The organism is Chryseobacterium sp. S0630, from assembly GCF_024158915.1.
Classification (GTDB): Bacteria; Bacteroidota; Bacteroidia; order Flavobacteriales; family Weeksellaceae; genus Chryseobacterium.
Genome location: NZ_JAMZGF010000008.1, coordinates 122573 through 139347, shown reverse-complemented (window position 1 = coordinate 139347; position 16775 = coordinate 122573). Strand labels below are relative to the sequence as shown.

Genomic DNA, 16775 nt, shown 5'->3' with positions numbered 1-16775 from the left:
GTGACAGCGTGGGAGAGCGCTGGCGCGAGGAGTATGAATGGATAGCAGGATGAAGCTCCTAATAAAGTTTGAGAGTTTGAGAGTTTGAGAGTTTGAGAGTTGGAGAGTTGGAGGGTTTGAGAGAGCTGGAGGGTAATAGAGTTTCTGAGTGGAAGAGTTAAGAGTGCCGGAGATATCAGGCTACCAGATGAATTGAAATTCGGGTAGAATTCAAAGGTTAAAAGAAACGCTTGACTAAAAACTGATAGGTATAATATCCTAATAAGCATCCAATGGTATCTGCTACGATATCTAAAGTCTCCATAGATCTGCCTAGTCCCATTTCTTCCTGTAGAATTTCGGTGAGGAAAGCATAGAGAAGGATGATCTGAAAAAAGTATGAGAATTTTATTTTGGGGAATGTGGCAATGAAAGAGAAACCCAAGGCTGCAAATATGCTAAGATGTAATACCTTATCGATACCGCTGAACATGAACCAATATTCATGATTTTCTTCTCCTGGTTTGAGAAGCATATAAGTAAGAAATGCCCAATAAATGGGCAGTATCTTACTAAATATTTTTGAAATCTTATCCAATGATCGCTTTGTAATCATCCGCAGAAAGTAACTCTGACTGATCTGCTCCATCAGCAATTTCCAATTTGATGATCCATCCGTCTCCATAAGGATCTGTATTTAACAGTTCAGGCTGATCTTCTAATTCTGAATTAAACTCAATAACCTTTCCTGCGATAGGTAAGAATAGGTCTGAAACAGTTTTTACTGCTTCTACACTTCCGAAAACGTCTCCTCCATTAAGGTCATCATCTACAGTATCTACATCAACATAAACGATGTCTCCAAGTTCTCCCTGTGCGAAGTCTGTAATACCGATTGTAGCAACGTTACCTTCGATCTTGATCCATTCGTGATCTTTCGTGTACTTTAATTCTGATGGTGTGTTCATTTTTAAATTTTTATTTTGTACAAATGTATTCAAAAATATAGTAGCTTCAAATATTGGATATAAAAAAAGTCCTTCAAATGAAGGACTTTTATGTTTGTATTATTTTTAGAATCCACCTCCGGATTCACCGAATGTAAATGTGGCTGAGATACCTGCTCTGACCGTAGACAGCGGGAATGCTGTGGAGATCTTATATTTTGAGGTCATCTGTTCGTAGAATACTCTCAGGTTCAGATTCTCGGAAACATTATAGTCTGCGGAAAGTTTGATATTCATGAGTCTCTGTCCTCCTGTAACCTGGGCATCATTTAACAGAATATTCATAATGGATGTTTTACTGTCTCTTAATGAAATATCTCCTCTGATATTAAGGTCACTTCCTTTTCCTCTTGTTCCTCTTCCTCTGATATTGGCTGTTCCCAGTCTGAAGTTTCTGACAATATAACCAAGTCTTACTACATATTCTGTATTGGCATCTTCGGTAAGAGTCTGGTTGACTAATCCCAGTACCATCATTCTGGTTCTGTTGTACTGTATTCCGAACTGCATATTGTTTCTCATGGTAACATCTATTCCGATAAGTGGTGAGAAAGATTCTACATATCCAACCTGTGCGAATGTATATGGGTTAATCTTGTCTCCATCATTTTTTTTCACATTACCGGCATCATCTACTGTCTGATAATATCCGTTCGGGTTGCCATGATAGTCTACATTGCTTTGAATACCTGTTGCTGTATACGTAGCGGTATAGGCATGTAAGATATCAAACTTAGTGAACTGCCCGCTGATCATTGGGATATTTTTTAATCCGGAATAGGTAATTCTCCAGTTTGGCAATGGGAATCCTGCTTTTTTAGGATTACCCATAGGCGTCACAGATTTCCCTTCCATCGCAGCTCTAAAGGCTGGAATCAATACATAGGCATTTCCAATGCTATAGTGCTGAGCAAATCCGTTATTATCCAATACTGCTCCAGGACCTCCCAACTGTTGAGAAAGAGCTCTTGCATTTTCTCTGATCGCCTGGTAAACAGCCTGCCCATCTTTAAATGATGTACTGAGAAGTGTTGTTGTATTGGAATAGGTTATCATTTCGCTGGCAAATGTAAAGTCAGGATCAGGAACTCCACCATTGGTATAGTTAAATCCTGTATGTGAGAAGTTACTGTTGAAGGTATGCAATACATTAAGGTCAACTCTCAGATCATTCATCGGCATCACCTGTAAGTCTGCTCTCAATTCTTTGGTAGACATTCTTACGTATGGATCCGTCATATAATTAGAGTTACTCACCCATCCGTTTTCCATTACGGTTCTTCTGATATCAGCTTGGGATCCTAAAAGGAATCCTAGTGTCGGACCTCCCAATGTTTGTCCATATCCATACCAGTTTGGAGCTGATATTAGTCCCGGAAGTACTGTTCCGTTCGTTTCGTTATAACTTACGTTTAACTGTTTGAAAGAAGTCAGTAAGAACGCTGCACTTTGAAGTGGAGTAAGTTTATTTTTAAATTTATATTTTTTGTATCTGTATCTGTTTTTCTCCCATTGTTTTGAATACACATTGTTCAGAGAGTCCATCTCCTGTCTGCGCTTCTGAAGTTTGGCGTTAATATTTTTGAAATAGTTAAACTGCCCAAAGAACTTCGGAAGGTCCGCAGAAGCTGTTGCCTGAATCACATTGGTATTCTGCCCCACAGATCCTAAACTTGCTGTCTGGTTCGTATTAGGATCTACAAATCCAGTCAATGAAGTAGATCTTGCAGCCCAGTTGTAGGTAAATCCGTATCCTACTTCTGCATCAATGAAATCCAGATAAGGCAGATACTGGAACGGCAGTTTATAATTCAACTGTGCTCTGTGGTTATACAATACCGGTCTTCCGGCTCTGAATACATTTCCAAAAATCGATTTGCTGTCCATCGAATTTACATCCAGATTGTCATTCAACGTTCTGGTTGCGGAGTTGATTTCCAGTTTTAATGATTTTGTGAAATTGAATCCTAATCCATATTGCCATCCAAAGAAGAAGTTTCTGTTTCTGATAGCATCGAAATTACTGTTCATGTCACCATTCAGGATAGCTTCAACATTTCTGAACTCAAGCTCATTATAATTTCTGTCGATTTCAGTTCTGAAAGAGATTCTTGTAGGAATTGGATTAATATTGAATTCCTTCACCCATCTCAGATACTTTGTGGATTTTGCCGTATCACTGATCATCTTATTGAAAGGTTTCAGCACCCACGGTTTAAACGTATAATTATAATCAACATATCCTCTCAGATACTGTCTGTAATTTCTTTTGGTATAGATATCTCTGAAGTAGTCATCATTATAAACAGCAGTTACTGATACGTTTTCGATATCATAAAACTTAGGTTTTTTATTTGGATTTACTCTTTCTTTGTGCATATTAACGACACCAATACTTCTCTGTTGAGTATACGTTCTTGCTACTTTTTTCAACTGGTCTTTGTTCGGTGCCTTGTTGAATTCTACGTCGGTATCCAGAGGGTTGTACTTTGGATCTTCAATAGTCTGCGAGTAAGAATAATTTAAAGGAATTTTCACTCCTGTCTTTTCCGGAAGGAATTTATCTACATTGATCGCAGTATTAATACTGAATGCCGACTGAGTAGATTGTGTTCTTTCCGCAGGTTTCGAATCGATATTTCCAAAACCAACTGATGTATAAGAGGCATTGGCATTCACAGTTGCAAGGTCTCCCATATTAAAGTTCAAGCTGGCATTTCCTGCATATCCACCATCATTCTCAATTTCAGAAAGACGAATTTCGTTAACCCACATAACTCTTGTTATGGTAGAGTTTGTTCTTGGATCTGCATTTCTTACCCCAATCATAATGGTGGTAATATTTCCTAAACTTGGTCTACCTTTAATATAGATATTTTTATAAGGTTCCTGATATCCTGTGTCAACTGTTCTATTCGTAATAGCAACACCAGATTTATCTCTTCTGATTTTAGCATCTACAAAGTTCTGAACATCAAAATCAACTTCGTTTTCCATTGGCCAGATCTCCATCGGAGCTGTTGCTGTTGTAGGAGTCATTCTTAAAGATGATTCATACTCGTAATAGTTATCAGTGGCATCGCTTCCGAAACGAATAAAGAATTTGGTATTCTCATCCAATCCAATCACTCTGTTCAAAGGATCGTGAGCGTGTACAAACAGCTTCAGCTTTTTGTATCTTCTCATATCCAAAGTCGTATTTTTGAATACTCCTCTTGCCTCAGTTTTAAGGTCTTTCACTTTCATGTAAAGTGAAGCTTCATTCTGTCTCTGCGCACCTGCATTTCCACTCAATACCTGTCTGTCAATTCCCGGAGGCAATACATATGGAGGTTGGTTCAATGCATTTTCTTCAATATTTACACTTCCTATTTCAAAGTTTGGATCTGTCACAGTTCCCGTTCCTTCGTCGGAATTAGGAACATTTACACTGGCAATTTTACTTGTATATTTTCTCCAGTCTGATCTTACAAGATCCATTGTTCCGAATCTTAAGGTAGATGTCTGATCAAATCCTGCCAGCATCAATCTTGCAAATCTTACGTTATTCAATACTGCATCTTCGTGTGTACCTTCAGCTGGATCATAATTCGCCACAGGAATTCTGAACAAGTACCATTTAACATCTGAAGTCTGCCCGTTCTGGAAAGTTGCTTTTACAGTTTTTACATCTACAATATTATTCGATCCAAGTGACAAACTTGGCTGGTCAAGCTTAATAACATATTGGTTATAATTTTCTGTCTGATCAAGGTTGTAATCTTTATTGATATCTTCAGCATCCGGAGTTTGAGAAGCTACATTCAGAGAGTTTGCTTCTGAGTTTCCTTCAGGGTTTCTGAAATATTTGTATCGTTCTACAACAGAGGCAGCCTGGCTTCCTGTAAATTTATCAGAAAGATAGAATACGAAGTCATCTACTGCAGGGTCAGCAATATTGGTTACCGGGTTTACAAATGTATTTCCGAATCTCATTGCCTCCTGATCAGAAGTAAGACCATCATATCCGGCATCCTGTGTTTTTCTTTCATCTCCTTCTGTAGAGAATGCATATAAAATTGGTGGCTGTTTTGGCTGAGTTCCCCAGTTTGAATTGGTTGTAGAAGAAGGATTACCTGGAGTTGGAAGTCCGTTTTCATACTGCATTTTTCCATCTTTCAGAACATCTTCAGAAACGTTTCCTAAGTGAAGTAAAAGTTTTGGATCAGTACCCAGTGTTTTACCATCTGCATAAGGGTCCATCATCCAGAATTCAACGTATTCAATGTTTGAAGTAACAAAGTTTGGAACGCTGATCGATCTCATAATCCCCGCCCATCTGCTTTGTGCCTGTTCTGCCAACGGGTTTACGTTGTATGGACCTTTTTCCTTAGGGAAATAAGAGATATCGAAAGTATTCGTAAACGTTTGTTCTCCTGCTACGAAATCTCTGTTGTTATAGATCTCTGAGTATTGTACTCTTCTGGAAGCGTGGTTGGATACAGACTGTGGTGTAATTCCTGCAGGTGCTTTTCCTCCAACATTCCAGAACCTAGGGTCAATATTATACCATGTTAATAATCCTCTTCCATATCCGCTTGTAATATCGTCATTTGCCGGTACTGTATTAAATGGCGGCAATGTATTTTTTTCCGGTTTTGAAGCAAGGCTCCATGCTGCCGGTTCTTTTAATGATATTTTAGAAGTTGTCTGTTCAAAATCGTCAATGTAAGACTGATTGTTTGTTCCTTTATTCAATCCAGGTAATAGGTAAGCCGCTTCCATCTTGAAGTTTAAGTTGGATGGAGCTTCGGTTTTTACCATCGGAAGTTTATTGGTCAATCTTGTAAGGTAAGGAGCCTGATTGTTATACATCAAGTTGATCCCCGCCATGGTATTGTTTACAGCTTCCTGTCCAAAGTTCACTTTCTGGGTCAGTGGAGATTCAGAGTAATTGATTACTGTTCCTCCTAAGATAAAGTTCTCACTGAATCTTCTTTCTAAGTTTAATCCTAAGAATCTCTTTCTTTGGGTGTTAAATGTCAACTGGTTTTCCAGTGAAATATTGATGGCCTGTCCGGACTGTTTTATATTTTCATTAATGATAGTAACTGTACCGAGCATGTAGTCTACCGTATAGTCAACTCCTTCTGTAAGCTGAACTCCGTTTGCTGCCACTTTTACTGATCCCTGAGGAACGTTTACCGCTCCCAGAGAAATACCCTGGCCCTGAACTCCTTTGTAGCGTCCTTCCATGGTATACCTTTGCGCAAGGTTACTGGAGATCGCCTGTTGTTTCTGTTTGGTATAAAGATCCTGAAAAACGTATTGAGGATCACTTGTCCCTAATTTTGATTCCAGATATTTACCGAAAGGCTGTACTTTGGTAAAGATAACTCTTCCTGTTTCAGGTCTGATGGTAATCCCATTGACAAAGTCGAAAATACCATCTCCTTTACTTCCGTCTTTATTGTTCTGGATATCGCCGTTCATATTGAGACGGTCCCAGTTAAATAATTTCAGTAAGTTTTGATCTTTTACAGGAGTATCCGGAAGATAATTTACTTTACCTCCTGTTTTTGGATCTCTGTAATATACATTAAGGATAAAGCCATCAGGAGATACCTGTCCTGCATCTATAGAATAAACGTTCTTCATCATCAGATCCCACATCGGAGATTGCGTGTTCACCTTATTGTTTACTCTCAATACTTTGGTGATCAGTACAGGGCTTTCTTCAGAAAATTCCCCTACTTTGTATACTTTATTGCTTCCGTTCACAGTATATGAGTAGGAAACGGCTAAAAGCTGTTGGTCATTAAGTTTCTGATTTAATGAAATATATCCCAACTGTGGCTGGAAACTAAATTCATTACTGTTAAGCTTTCTTGCTTTTGTATTGTATATGAATTGTTCTCCGTTATCATAAGGAGTGGGATCACCAGGAAGCACTTGCCCCTGGAAAATAGTCCCATAGTTTTTCCCTGCTTCTCTGGTTCCTGCTACAGATGAAACAGCATCATAAAGACCGTTCAGCGAGTTATCCGGTAGTGTAATTCCCCCAGGTCCTTCACCAAGGTCTCTGATCCCGATAATACTTTTCTGATACGCCAGGTTACTGTTCCCCTGATCAAGTACCCAGACTTCCATTCTGGTAATATTGATGGTTGAGTTGATCTGCGGGTAATTAAGCAAAGCATCATCATATTTGTTCAGGAAATAATGTCCTAAAAAGAAGTGTTGGTTTTCTTCATAGTCAATGGCATTGACTTTAAAATTATTCATCACACCACCTCCCTGAACTACAATATTACGAGCCTCTCCCTGCTGCTGGGAAAGGACTACTGTTCCAAATGTTTTTCCTAACTGGAATTCCGTTTTCACCCCGAATAGTGATTGGGATCCACGGATAAGACTGGTTGAAAGTGGCATGTTTACGTTACCAAACTCAACTCTTTTGATGATTTTATCTTCTCCTCCTTCGTTGGGTTTATCTACATTTCCAAGACCTTTACTCTGAAGATCTTTCCAGCTTCCTTTTGCCTGCCAAACAAGGTTCATTCTGTTTTCAAAAGCAAAACCACTCTGGGTATCATAATTGGCTTTTAACTGAAGGTTTTCCCCTACTTTCCCTAATAATCCCAACTGAATTCTCTGATCAATATCAAAGGTAAAACTGGTCCTGTTTTGAGGCAGAATCATTGGGTTATCTATTTTCTGATAAAGTCCTGCGAAATCCAGGGATGCATATCCTGAAGGGATGATTTCAATTTTGTTACCTCCGAAAATGGTTTCAAAAAGTCTGTTATTGATCATCACAGAAGGGATAAGTCCTTTTCTCCTAGCATCTGATTTATCTTTTCTGAAAAGGAGATTGTACTTATCAGATTTGTCCTTATAGTAGGCTCTGGTCTGGCTGGCAAGCATATATTCTTTATACTCTTCCGGAGACATGGCTGTGGGAGGACCTGTAATGGTATTTCCAATTTTGGGATACACATAGTACATCCCGGTTTTTATGTCGTAATAGGCTTCATACCTCGTAGGGTCAGCCACTTCATATTGTTTTCTTATGATCGCTGTGTCTCTCTGTGCCTGTGCAAAAGCACTGACAGACATACACAGGAACGACAGGAACAAAAATATGTTAAGATGCTTAATATTCGCCACCAAATGTTAAATGTTTTTTAAGATTTGTTTAACCAATTCTTCTACCGAGATGCTTGGATTTTGTTTTATAATTTTATCCGCAATCTTCTCGCTCGTTCGTTTAGGAATGCCTAAAACTTCTAATGCAGATAACGATTCTTCCTTGATTTTATTATCCACCATCACAGAAATGTTCGCGTTTGGATCGCTGTATTTCTGTACTTTATCTTTAAGATCTACAATAATTCTTTCGGCAGTTTTTGCACCAATTCCTTTTGCTTTTTGGATCAGTGCACTGTTTCCGGAAAGTATGGCAGAAGCAATCTCATCAAGGCTCAATGTTGACAACAGAATAAGGGCTGAAACAGCTCCTACTCCATTAACGCTTATTAACAGATTGAACATTTCTTTTTCTGAACGTGTGTTAAATCCAAAGAGGAGATGAGCATCCTCACGAATGATCTGCTGAATAAATAAAAAGGTCTGCTGATTCAAAACCAGCGTCTGTGAAGTCATCAAACTGATTCCCACGTAGTAACCAACTCCTTGAACATTGATGACAGCGTAGGTAGGCGTAAGTTCTTGAACATTGCCTTGTAAAGAAAATATCATTATTAATTTTTAAAACTCCCAAATATAGCAATTTAAACTAATTAATGTTTTCATTTAACGTGCGAATGACTTTTAACTTAAATTTCAAATAAGAATTCAAGGAATTAACAGAAAAACAAAAGACTCCAAAATATGGAGTCTTTTTACTATCTGAACACGGTTTAACGTGTCATTTTTTAAATAAGAGGAAAGGATTACTGTTTTACAGTTACCCTTCAATTCTTGGTATTATTTTTTCTCTCTTCTTTGAGCATCAAGAACAGCAATGGTAGCAAGGTTTACAATCTCATCAACGCTTGAACGCATCTGAAGTACGTGTACCGGCTGCTTTAATCCCATTAAGATAGGTCCGATTACCTGCGCTACTTTCATTCCTCTCAGGATTTTATAAGAAAGGTTAGCACTTTCCAGATTCGGGAAGATGAATGTGTTTGCCGGTGTTGTTCCTAATTTTGAGAATGGATAATCGCTCAGGTGATCTGCATTCATTGCAAAATCCGGCTGAATTTCACCATCCACAACCATTTTAGGAAATTTCTCATGAAGGATACTTACTGCTTTTGCTACTTTTTTAGAAGTTTCAGAGATGGCAGCAAAGTTTTCAAATCCAAGCATTGCAATTCTTGGTTCGATAGCAAAAGATTTTACTGTAAATTCTGCCATTTTAGCAATATTCACAAGATCTTCAGCGGTAGGGTTTTGGTTGATAGAAGTATCTGCGAAGAAAATAGGTTTCTTTTCAGACAAGATCATCATCATTGCCGCTACTTTATCTACTCCTTTATCTTTTTCTATCACTTCTAAAACAGGACGTAAAACGGAAGTATAGTTTTTAGAGAATCCTACGATAAGTCCATCGGTATCACCATGCTTCAGCATCAAAGGTCCGAAATAGTCTCTCTGGCGTACATATCTTTTCGCTTTGTACTCGTTCATTCCTTTTCTCTGACGAAGTTTCCAAAGGGTTTCTCTGTATTTTTTTCTGTTTTCTTTCTGATCGTCATCACTTGGATCAATGATTGGAACATCCAGGGTAATTCCGTAACGCTCCATTTGTTCCTTGATGTATTTTTTATCTCCTAAAAGACTTGGGTAAGCAATTCCTTCTTCATAAAGAATCTGAGCTGCTTTTAATACATTATATTCTTCAGCATTTCCAAGGGTAATTCTTTTCGGATTGGATTTTGCACGGCTCTGCATCATTCTTACCAATCTTTCATCTCTACCCATTCTGTCTAAAAGCTGGTGCTCATATTCATCAAAATCCGTAATGGTTTTTCTGGCAACACCACTTTCAATAGCTGCTTTAGCAACAGCGCTTGATACTTTTGTGATCAATCTGTTATCAAACGGTTTCGGAATAAAATAGTCTCTTCCAAACTGAAGGTTCTGAACGTTGTATGCTAAAATTACAGCTTCCGGCACTGGTTCTTTTGCTAGATCAGCAATGGCGTGTACGGCAGCCAGTTTCATATCTTCATTAATTCCTGTAGCCTGTACATCTAATGCTCCACGGAAGATATAAGGGAATCCTAATACGTTGTTTACCTGGTTAGGATAATCACTTCTTCCTGTTGCCATGATCACATCTTTACGAGTCTCAAGAGCAAGATCATAAGCAATTTCCGGATCAGGGTTAGCAAGAGCAAATACGATAGGGTTATCATTCATGCTCAATAACATTTCCGGAGTCATCACGTTTCCTTTTGACAATCCTACAAAAACATCAGATCCTTTTACAGCATCTTCTAATGTTTCGATATCTGTCTGAGCGATGAAATCTAATTTTTCAGGAGTAAGGTTCTCTCTTTTGTGATTGATAACTCCTTTACTGTCACACATCAGGACGTTTTCTTTTTTCAATCCTAATGAAATATAAAGCTTGGTACATGCAATAGCTGCAGCACCAGCTCCATTCACCACCATTTTCACTTTATCAATATCTTTATTGGCAATCTGCAGAGAATTGATCAATGCAGCCGCTGAGATAATGGCTGTTCCATGCTGGTCATCGTGCATCAAAGGAATATTCAATTCCTCCTTCAGTCTTTGTTCTATATAAAAAGCTTCAGGTGCCTTAATATCTTCCAGGTTGATCCCTCCAAAAGTAGGAGCAATCCCTTTTACAATTTCAATAAATTTATCCGGATCTTTTTCGTCGATCTCAATATCAAAAACGTTGATATCTGCAAAGATCTTGAATAAAAGTCCTTTCCCTTCCATTACCGGTTTTGAAGCCTCAGCACCGATATCTCCCAGTCCAAGTACGGCAGTACCGTTAGAAATTACTGCTACCAGGTTTCCTTTTCCTGTATAATCATATACAGTTTCCGGCTTATCATGAATTTCCATACAAGGAACTGCTACTCCCGGAGAGTAAGCCAATGACAAATCTCTTTGAGAAGAGTGTGGCTTTGATGGGATAACTTCAATTTTTCCTTTGGGTTCTGCTTTATGATAATCTAGCGCTGCCTGGCTAAAGTTCTTTTCGTCACGATTGTTGTTACTTGACATAAAATTTTGTTTTTTGTTAAAGTATATATTTAATGTGGTAATCTACTAAGCTTTCAATTGGTTTCTGCACAACATGTCCCACATTTAAATTAAGTTCTGTAGCTACAGAACGTAGTGTATTTTCATAATAATAAGCGATGGAGCCGATAAAATTGATTTCGGCATCATGCGCTTCCTCATAAGGAAGAACCTGATATTCGAAGAAACTTTTCATTTCCTCAAAAACCATGTCTTTGAAATAAGGATGATCTTTTCTTTCGATTACAAATTTGGTAAAATTCGCCAGATAGGCGTTTGGCCTTGGAGTATGATACATGTTTTTCAATGCATCTTCTACGGTAAGCTGATAATCTGCTTCAAATTCTTTATGAAGATCTGCAGGCAGTTTTTTCATAAAATATCTGCGCACCAATTGCTTTCCAATAGCACTTCCACTTCCTTCATCCCCGATCAGGAATCCTAGTGAAGGTAGTTCTATCTTTACATTTTCACCGTCAAAAAAACAGGAATTTGATCCTGTGCCAAGAATGCACACGATTGCAGGTTTCCCACTGTATGCCGCATAGGCTGCAGCCATCAGGTCTTCCTTTACAATAATCTCTGCTTTTCCAAAAACCTTTTTCAGTTCTTCTTCTATGGTCTCGCAGTTTTTTTTCACACCGCATCCGGAACCATAAAAAAAGACTTTGGTAATTGAATTTTTAACCGATATCAGATTGCTATTCTTCTGTATTTCAGGAGCGATAAGTTCTCTGTTGATAAAATTCGGATTGAAACCGATGGTTTCTGTTTTCAGAAAAACTTTCTTAAAGTCATCAAGTATTACCCAATCCGATTTAGTAGAACCACTATCTACAATAGCAACCATATTTTAGATTTTAATTTAAGGGTGCTAAATTATGAATTTATCTTCAATTAGCATTTAAAAACAACCTGGAAGCTGTCTAAAATCATTAATGTTTAATCTGTGTTTTTTTTTCGTTGAATTGTATAAGCCAGTCTTCTATTTCATCTTCCAGATAGGAAGTCTGTAATACCATTGCATTGATAAAATCATCAGGCACCGGTTCTCCGCTGGAGTTTTCAAGATTCCACAATTCGTTTGACATATTTTCATATTCTGAATACACTCTTTTGAAGCGGGAATTTTCTTTCTCAAGAGCCTCAATATTTTTCTGTTGAAGCTGGAATTTTCTGTATTTGTTTTGACGTTTCATACAAATATTATTAAAAATTGGGTCATAAAATGTTGGAGTATATGCGCTTAACCGTGCACTACAAGATAGAAAAAACCATCAACACAAGGAGTTGAAAATGAATTTATTATCAGGTCATTATTACATCATTCTGAATAATAAATTTAGAAATAATTTTTATTAAAAAAAATATTTTAACAACTTTTTTCAGTGTTTAACATATAGTTATAAATTTGCACAATCATATTGTGAAGTTCTGTAGTTATTGATATTTTAAGACAATTATTAATAGCCGAAATATAATAATGAATTTATCTTTCAGATAGTATTGATTTCATTATTTACACAAAATGTGCAATTATTTTTTTTAGATTAAAATTGAATGAAAGAAATACTCATACGTCAGAAACAAGTTTTGTTCTTCATTATTGCTGGAGGGCTGAGTGCCATTGTAGAAATAGGAAGCTTTAAGATTTTCAGCACCTATCTTCCGCACTTCTTTGTAAAGGAAACCAACTTCTATGGGGTACACTATCCTTTAAGTAACATTTTTTCCACAAGCTGCGGGATTATTACCAATTACTTTCTGAGCATCTGGTTTGTATTTGAAAGAGGAAAACATTCAAAGAGAAAAGAGTTTGCTTATTTTATGGTGGTCTCCTTTTTTTCAACATTACTCAGCTTAGGCTTTTTCCAAATATTCTATAGTTTCATATTTAAAGATAATATCAATTTATTTTTTTATACCTTGAGCCCGGAAATGATCAGCAAAATTGCAGCAATATTGCTGGTTTCCATTCTGAATTATTCGATAAAGAAGAAAGTAATTTTTAACGGTTAAGCTGTGACAAAAATTTTAAATTATCTCTGGAGATTCTGGCTCTTGCTGTTGGCATTTTTTCTGACAGTTACTATTGGGATTCCTGTCTTTATTTTATCTTTTAACAAAAAGCATTACAAGTACGGTTATAAACTCGTCAGACTCTGGTGTTATGGTATGTTCTACGGAATGGGCTTCAGATATGATCTGATTAAACTTTCGGAGCAGGAAAAAGATAAGAATATTCCTTACGTGTTCATTTCCAATCATACGTCCATTATGGACATTATGCTGGTATGCATTCTGTTTCCTGATCATCCGATCTGTTTTGTAGGAAAAAAAGAACTGGTAAAGATTCCGATTTTCGGAACCATCTATAAAAGGATATGTGTAATGGTAGACAGAGCCAGTGCAAAAAGCCGTGCAGATGTGTACCGCAGGTGTGCCGAGAAGATGGAAGAAGGCAACAGTATTGCCCTTTTTCCTGAAGGTGGTGTACCGGACGACACTTCTATTATCCTGGATGATTTTAAGGACGGTGCATTTATGCTGTCTTCAAAACATCATTCTCCTATAGCTGTTTATACCTTTGTGGGACTCAAGGAAATGTTCCCTTTTGAAAACTCAAAAGGCTATCCGGGAAGAGTAAAGGTGTATTTCAATGGAATCATTGAGCCTACAGATTCGCCAAAAGACTTAAAGGCAGAGGCTTATGAGACAATAAAAAAAACCTTAATCAGGTATTCCGTTGAAAGGAAATAGTTATATTTGTTTGTGAAATCTATAATAAATATGTCAAATTATTCTAAACAAACCAATTGGGCCCAATTCATTCCGTTGGTTACTGTATTCTTCTTTTGGGGATTTGTAGCAGCCAGTAATGATATTCTGATCCCAGTTTTTCAAAAAGCCTTCAATTTATCTCAAACCGAGAGTATGTTGGTACAGATATGCTTCTATGTAGCGTACACTGTAGGTTCTTTAATTTATATGCTTGTATCAAAGAGCCTTAAACAGGATTTGATCAATAAAATCGGATACAAAAACGGTCTTATTGTAGGACTTTTGATTTCCGCCATGGGAACATTGCTGTTCTACCCTGCCGCCAATATGCATTCTTTCCCGTTAATGATCTCCGGATTATTTATTGTAGGTTTGGGATTCTCTCTTCAGCAGATCGTGGCCAATCCGCTTGCTATTGAAGTAGGCCCTACAGAAACGGGATCTCAGCGATTAACAATGGCTGGAGGAATCAATAACTTAGGAACTACCATTGGACCACTTATCGTTGCATTTGCTATTTTCGGTTCTGCAAGTGCCGGTAATACGGAAGCGAGTATAGAAAGTGTAAAAGTACCTTACCTTATATTAGGAGCAGCTTTTGCTCTGGTAGCTTTAATGCTTAAATTCTCTTCCCTTCCTGCTGTAACGCCAACGAATACTGAGAATACAGATGATGTAACTCCGGGAGAACACAGAACCTCGGCTTTCCAGTATCCTCAATTGGTAATGGGAATGATTGCCATCTTCGTTTATGTAGGAGTGGAAGTTTCTACTGCAAGTAACCTTCCTGCTTATATGGAAAAAAATTTAGGATTTGAAACAAAAGATGTAGCTCCTTACATCTCTTTATATTGGGCTTCATTAATGATTGGCCGTTGGACAGGTGCTGTAGAAGCATTTGACGTGAATGCCGGATTTAAAAAGATCTTAAGATTCTTAGCACCTTATCTTGCGTTTGGAGTGTTTTTATTCGTGAATGCACTTGCCAAGCATGACCTTTCTCCTTTCTATGTATATGGATTCATCATCATTGCGATGATTATCTGTGACATCTTAAGCAAAGGAAATCCAGCAAGAATGCTTTTAATCTTCTCTCTGGCAGGGATCACAGCATTGCTTATCGGTATGTTCACTACAGGGATGGTATCTGTGTATGCATTTACCAGCGTAGGTCTTTTCTGTTCTACTTTATGGCCTTGTATTTTCGCATTGGCTATCAACGGACTTGGAAAGCACACTAACCAAGGTTCAGGATACCTTATTATGATGATTATGGGTGGAGGTATTGTAAGCTTTATACAGGGTTATATTGCAGATATTACCAATATTCATTTCAGTTATATCGTAGGGGTTATTTGTTTTGCTTATCTTGCATTCTATGCAATCCGTGTAAGTGGGATTCTGAAAGCTCAGGGCATTGATCTGGATAAAGTATCTAAAGGTAATGGTCATTAATATAACAACAAACATATATAAGAAAAAGAGATTTTGGGCAGGTGTTTTACTTGCCCAATTTCTTTTGTTTTATGGATTCTCAAAATCCAAAGTGATGATTTCTTTTTTTGAAAGTTTTTTTGAATTTCAGAAAGGAATTCATCAGATACTGTTCAGCTGGATTCCGTTTTCTGTTGGAGATCTTATATACATTCTACTGGGAGTTTTCCTTCTGTATTATCTGATCTCTTTATTCAGTAAAGAGAAAAGAAATCATTCTTTAATCAGAATTCTGATGATTGTCAATATTTTTTATCTCATCTATCAGATATTTTGGGGGATGCTGTATTTCCAGACTCCAATCATTAAAAAACTTTCCAGCCAGGAGGAACCCGATATGAATAAGGCAAAAAAATTAGCCCTTGTCTATCTTGAAAAATGCAAGCAAACCAGACAGTCTGTTCATGAAGATAAAAATGGTGTTTTTATTATCACCAACCTTACGGATATACAAAAGGAAATCCTGTACCAACAGACCAAACTACCTTCTTATATATCAGATAAAAAAGCTCCTCAAATTCTGGATATCAAACCAAGTCTGTTTAAAAATGTAATGAACTTTACCGGGATTCTTGGATATTACAATCCCTTTACCGCAGAAGCTCAGTACAACTCCGGATTACCCCATACTTTCATCCCTTTCACCACAGCCCATGAAAGCTCCCATCAATTAGGTTTTGCAAGAGAACAGGAGGCAAATTTTGTGGGATATCTGATAGGTATTCACTCTACTAACACTGAACTGAGATACAGTACTGAATTTTTCACTTTAAAAAGTCTTTTAAGGTTCATTGTGGAGGAAGACCCACAGTTTGTAAAGAATATTCTTCATCAATACTCTCCAGCTATGAAAAGAGATCGTGCTTATGAAAAAAGTTTTGTTTTTCATCATCAGGGATGGTTGGATGACTTCTTTGGATTTACCAATAACCTGTTTCTGAAAAGCAATCAGCAGGAAGGCTCAGTTACCTATTCTTACTTTATTGATCTGCTCTTAAATTATGAATCATAAATAAAAAAAGAATCGTATCAGGCGATACGATTCTAAAAACACAAATGATGAAAAAAAATTTATTACCTTGACTTGTTCCCTCATTCAAGGCGATGTAAAAGTACGACATATTTTATAAATACAAAAACATTTCCCTCCTTTTTTAAAACTTTATGAAAATTTTATGATTTTTTAAGTTTTTTTGAGTTCATTTTACATTATTGCGAATCACACAAAACCACGACATATCA

General features: G+C 37.3%; 11 protein-coding genes. 4 read left to right on the top strand and 7 right to left on the bottom strand.

What is annotated here, in order from left to right:
- Positions 1-217: 217 nt before the first annotated feature.
- From NK356_RS06010 to NK356_RS05980, 7 genes are all read right to left on the bottom strand, one after another.
- Positions 218-514, bottom strand: coding sequence for a VanZ family protein (locus NK356_RS06010; protein ID WP_253316456.1), 297 nt, complete (start codon positions 512-514; stop codon positions 218-220).
- A gap of 55 nt (positions 515-569) precedes the next feature.
- Positions 570-947 (bottom strand): glycine cleavage system protein GcvH, encoded by a 378-nt coding sequence (gcvH, locus tag NK356_RS06005; protein WP_034695881.1) that lies wholly within the window; start codon positions 945-947, stop codon positions 570-572.
- 105 nt (positions 948-1052) lie between these two features.
- Positions 1053-8084, bottom strand: a complete 7032-nt coding sequence (gene sprA / locus NK356_RS06000) for a cell surface protein SprA (protein WP_253316458.1) — start codon at positions 8082-8084, stop codon at positions 1053-1055.
- A 57-nt stretch (positions 8085-8141) separates the two neighbouring features.
- Positions 8142-8726: a Holliday junction branch migration protein RuvA gene (gene ruvA, locus NK356_RS05995; RefSeq protein WP_034695878.1), complete on the bottom strand. Its 585-nt coding sequence runs from the start codon at positions 8724-8726 to the stop codon at positions 8142-8144.
- A 228-nt stretch (positions 8727-8954) separates the two neighbouring features.
- On the bottom strand, positions 8955-11240 hold the full coding sequence (locus NK356_RS05990; protein WP_034695877.1) for an NADP-dependent malic enzyme: 2286 nt from the start codon (positions 11238-11240) through the stop codon (positions 8955-8957).
- Positions 11241-11256: 16 nt separating this feature from the next.
- Positions 11257-12108: an ATPase gene (locus NK356_RS05985; RefSeq protein WP_062672485.1), complete on the bottom strand. Its 852-nt coding sequence runs from the start codon at positions 12106-12108 to the stop codon at positions 11257-11259.
- Between the two features lie 85 nt (positions 12109-12193).
- Positions 12194-12457: a hypothetical protein gene (locus NK356_RS05980; RefSeq protein WP_034695874.1), complete on the bottom strand. Its 264-nt coding sequence runs from the start codon at positions 12455-12457 to the stop codon at positions 12194-12196.
- A 361-nt stretch (positions 12458-12818) separates the two neighbouring features.
- Between NK356_RS05980 and NK356_RS05975 the strand changes: the two genes are divergently transcribed.
- From NK356_RS05975 to NK356_RS05960, 4 genes are read left to right on the top strand one after another with little or no spacing between them, the layout of a single operon-like run.
- Positions 12819-13277 (top strand): GtrA family protein, encoded by a 459-nt coding sequence (locus tag NK356_RS05975; protein WP_034695873.1) that lies wholly within the window; start codon positions 12819-12821, stop codon positions 13275-13277.
- Positions 13278-13280: 3 nt separating this feature from the next.
- On the top strand, positions 13281-14018 hold the full coding sequence (locus NK356_RS05970; protein ID WP_253316455.1) for a lysophospholipid acyltransferase family protein: 738 nt from the start codon (positions 13281-13283) through the stop codon (positions 14016-14018).
- Positions 14019-14048: 30 nt separating this feature from the next.
- Positions 14049-15494 carry an MFS transporter gene (locus tag NK356_RS05965; protein ID WP_253316454.1) on the top strand — a complete coding sequence of 482 codons (1446 nt, stop codon included), beginning with the start codon at positions 14049-14051 and terminating at the stop codon, positions 15492-15494.
- Positions 15484-16545 carry a DUF3810 domain-containing protein gene (locus NK356_RS05960; RefSeq protein WP_034695870.1) on the top strand — a complete coding sequence of 354 codons (1062 nt, stop codon included), beginning with the start codon at positions 15484-15486 and terminating at the stop codon, positions 16543-16545. Before NK356_RS05965 ends, NK356_RS05960 begins: the two co-directional genes overlap by 11 nt.
- The last annotated feature ends 230 nt before the right edge of the window (positions 16546-16775 follow it).

Excerpts from the sequence above, each read along its gene's own strand:
- NK356_RS06010 (WP_253316456.1), bottom strand. The coding sequence starts at position 514 with ATGCTTCTCAAACCAGGAGAAGAAAATCATGAATATTGGTTCATGTTC.
- gcvH (WP_034695881.1), bottom strand. The coding sequence starts at position 947 with ATGAACACACCATCAGAATTAAAGTACACGAAAGATCACGAATGGATC.
- sprA (WP_253316458.1), bottom strand. The coding sequence starts at position 8,084 with ATGTCTGTCAGTGCTTTTGCACAGGCACAGAGAGACACAGCGATCATA.
- ruvA (WP_034695878.1), bottom strand. The coding sequence starts at position 8,726 with ATGATATTTTCTTTACAAGGCAATGTTCAAGAACTTACGCCTACCTAC.
- NK356_RS05990 (WP_034695877.1), bottom strand. The coding sequence starts at position 11,240 with ATGTCAAGTAACAACAATCGTGACGAAAAGAACTTTAGCCAGGCAGCG.
- NK356_RS05985 (WP_062672485.1), bottom strand. The coding sequence starts at position 12,108 with ATGGTTGCTATTGTAGATAGTGGTTCTACTAAATCGGATTGGGTAATA.
- NK356_RS05980 (WP_034695874.1), bottom strand. The coding sequence starts at position 12,457 with ATGAAACGTCAAAACAAATACAGAAAATTCCAGCTTCAACAGAAAAAT.
- NK356_RS05975 (WP_034695873.1), top strand. The coding sequence starts at position 12,819 with ATGAAAGAAATACTCATACGTCAGAAACAAGTTTTGTTCTTCATTATT.
- NK356_RS05965 (WP_253316454.1), top strand. The coding sequence starts at position 14,049 with ATGTCAAATTATTCTAAACAAACCAATTGGGCCCAATTCATTCCGTTG.
- NK356_RS05960 (WP_034695870.1), top strand. The coding sequence starts at position 15,484 with ATGGTCATTAATATAACAACAAACATATATAAGAAAAAGAGATTTTGG.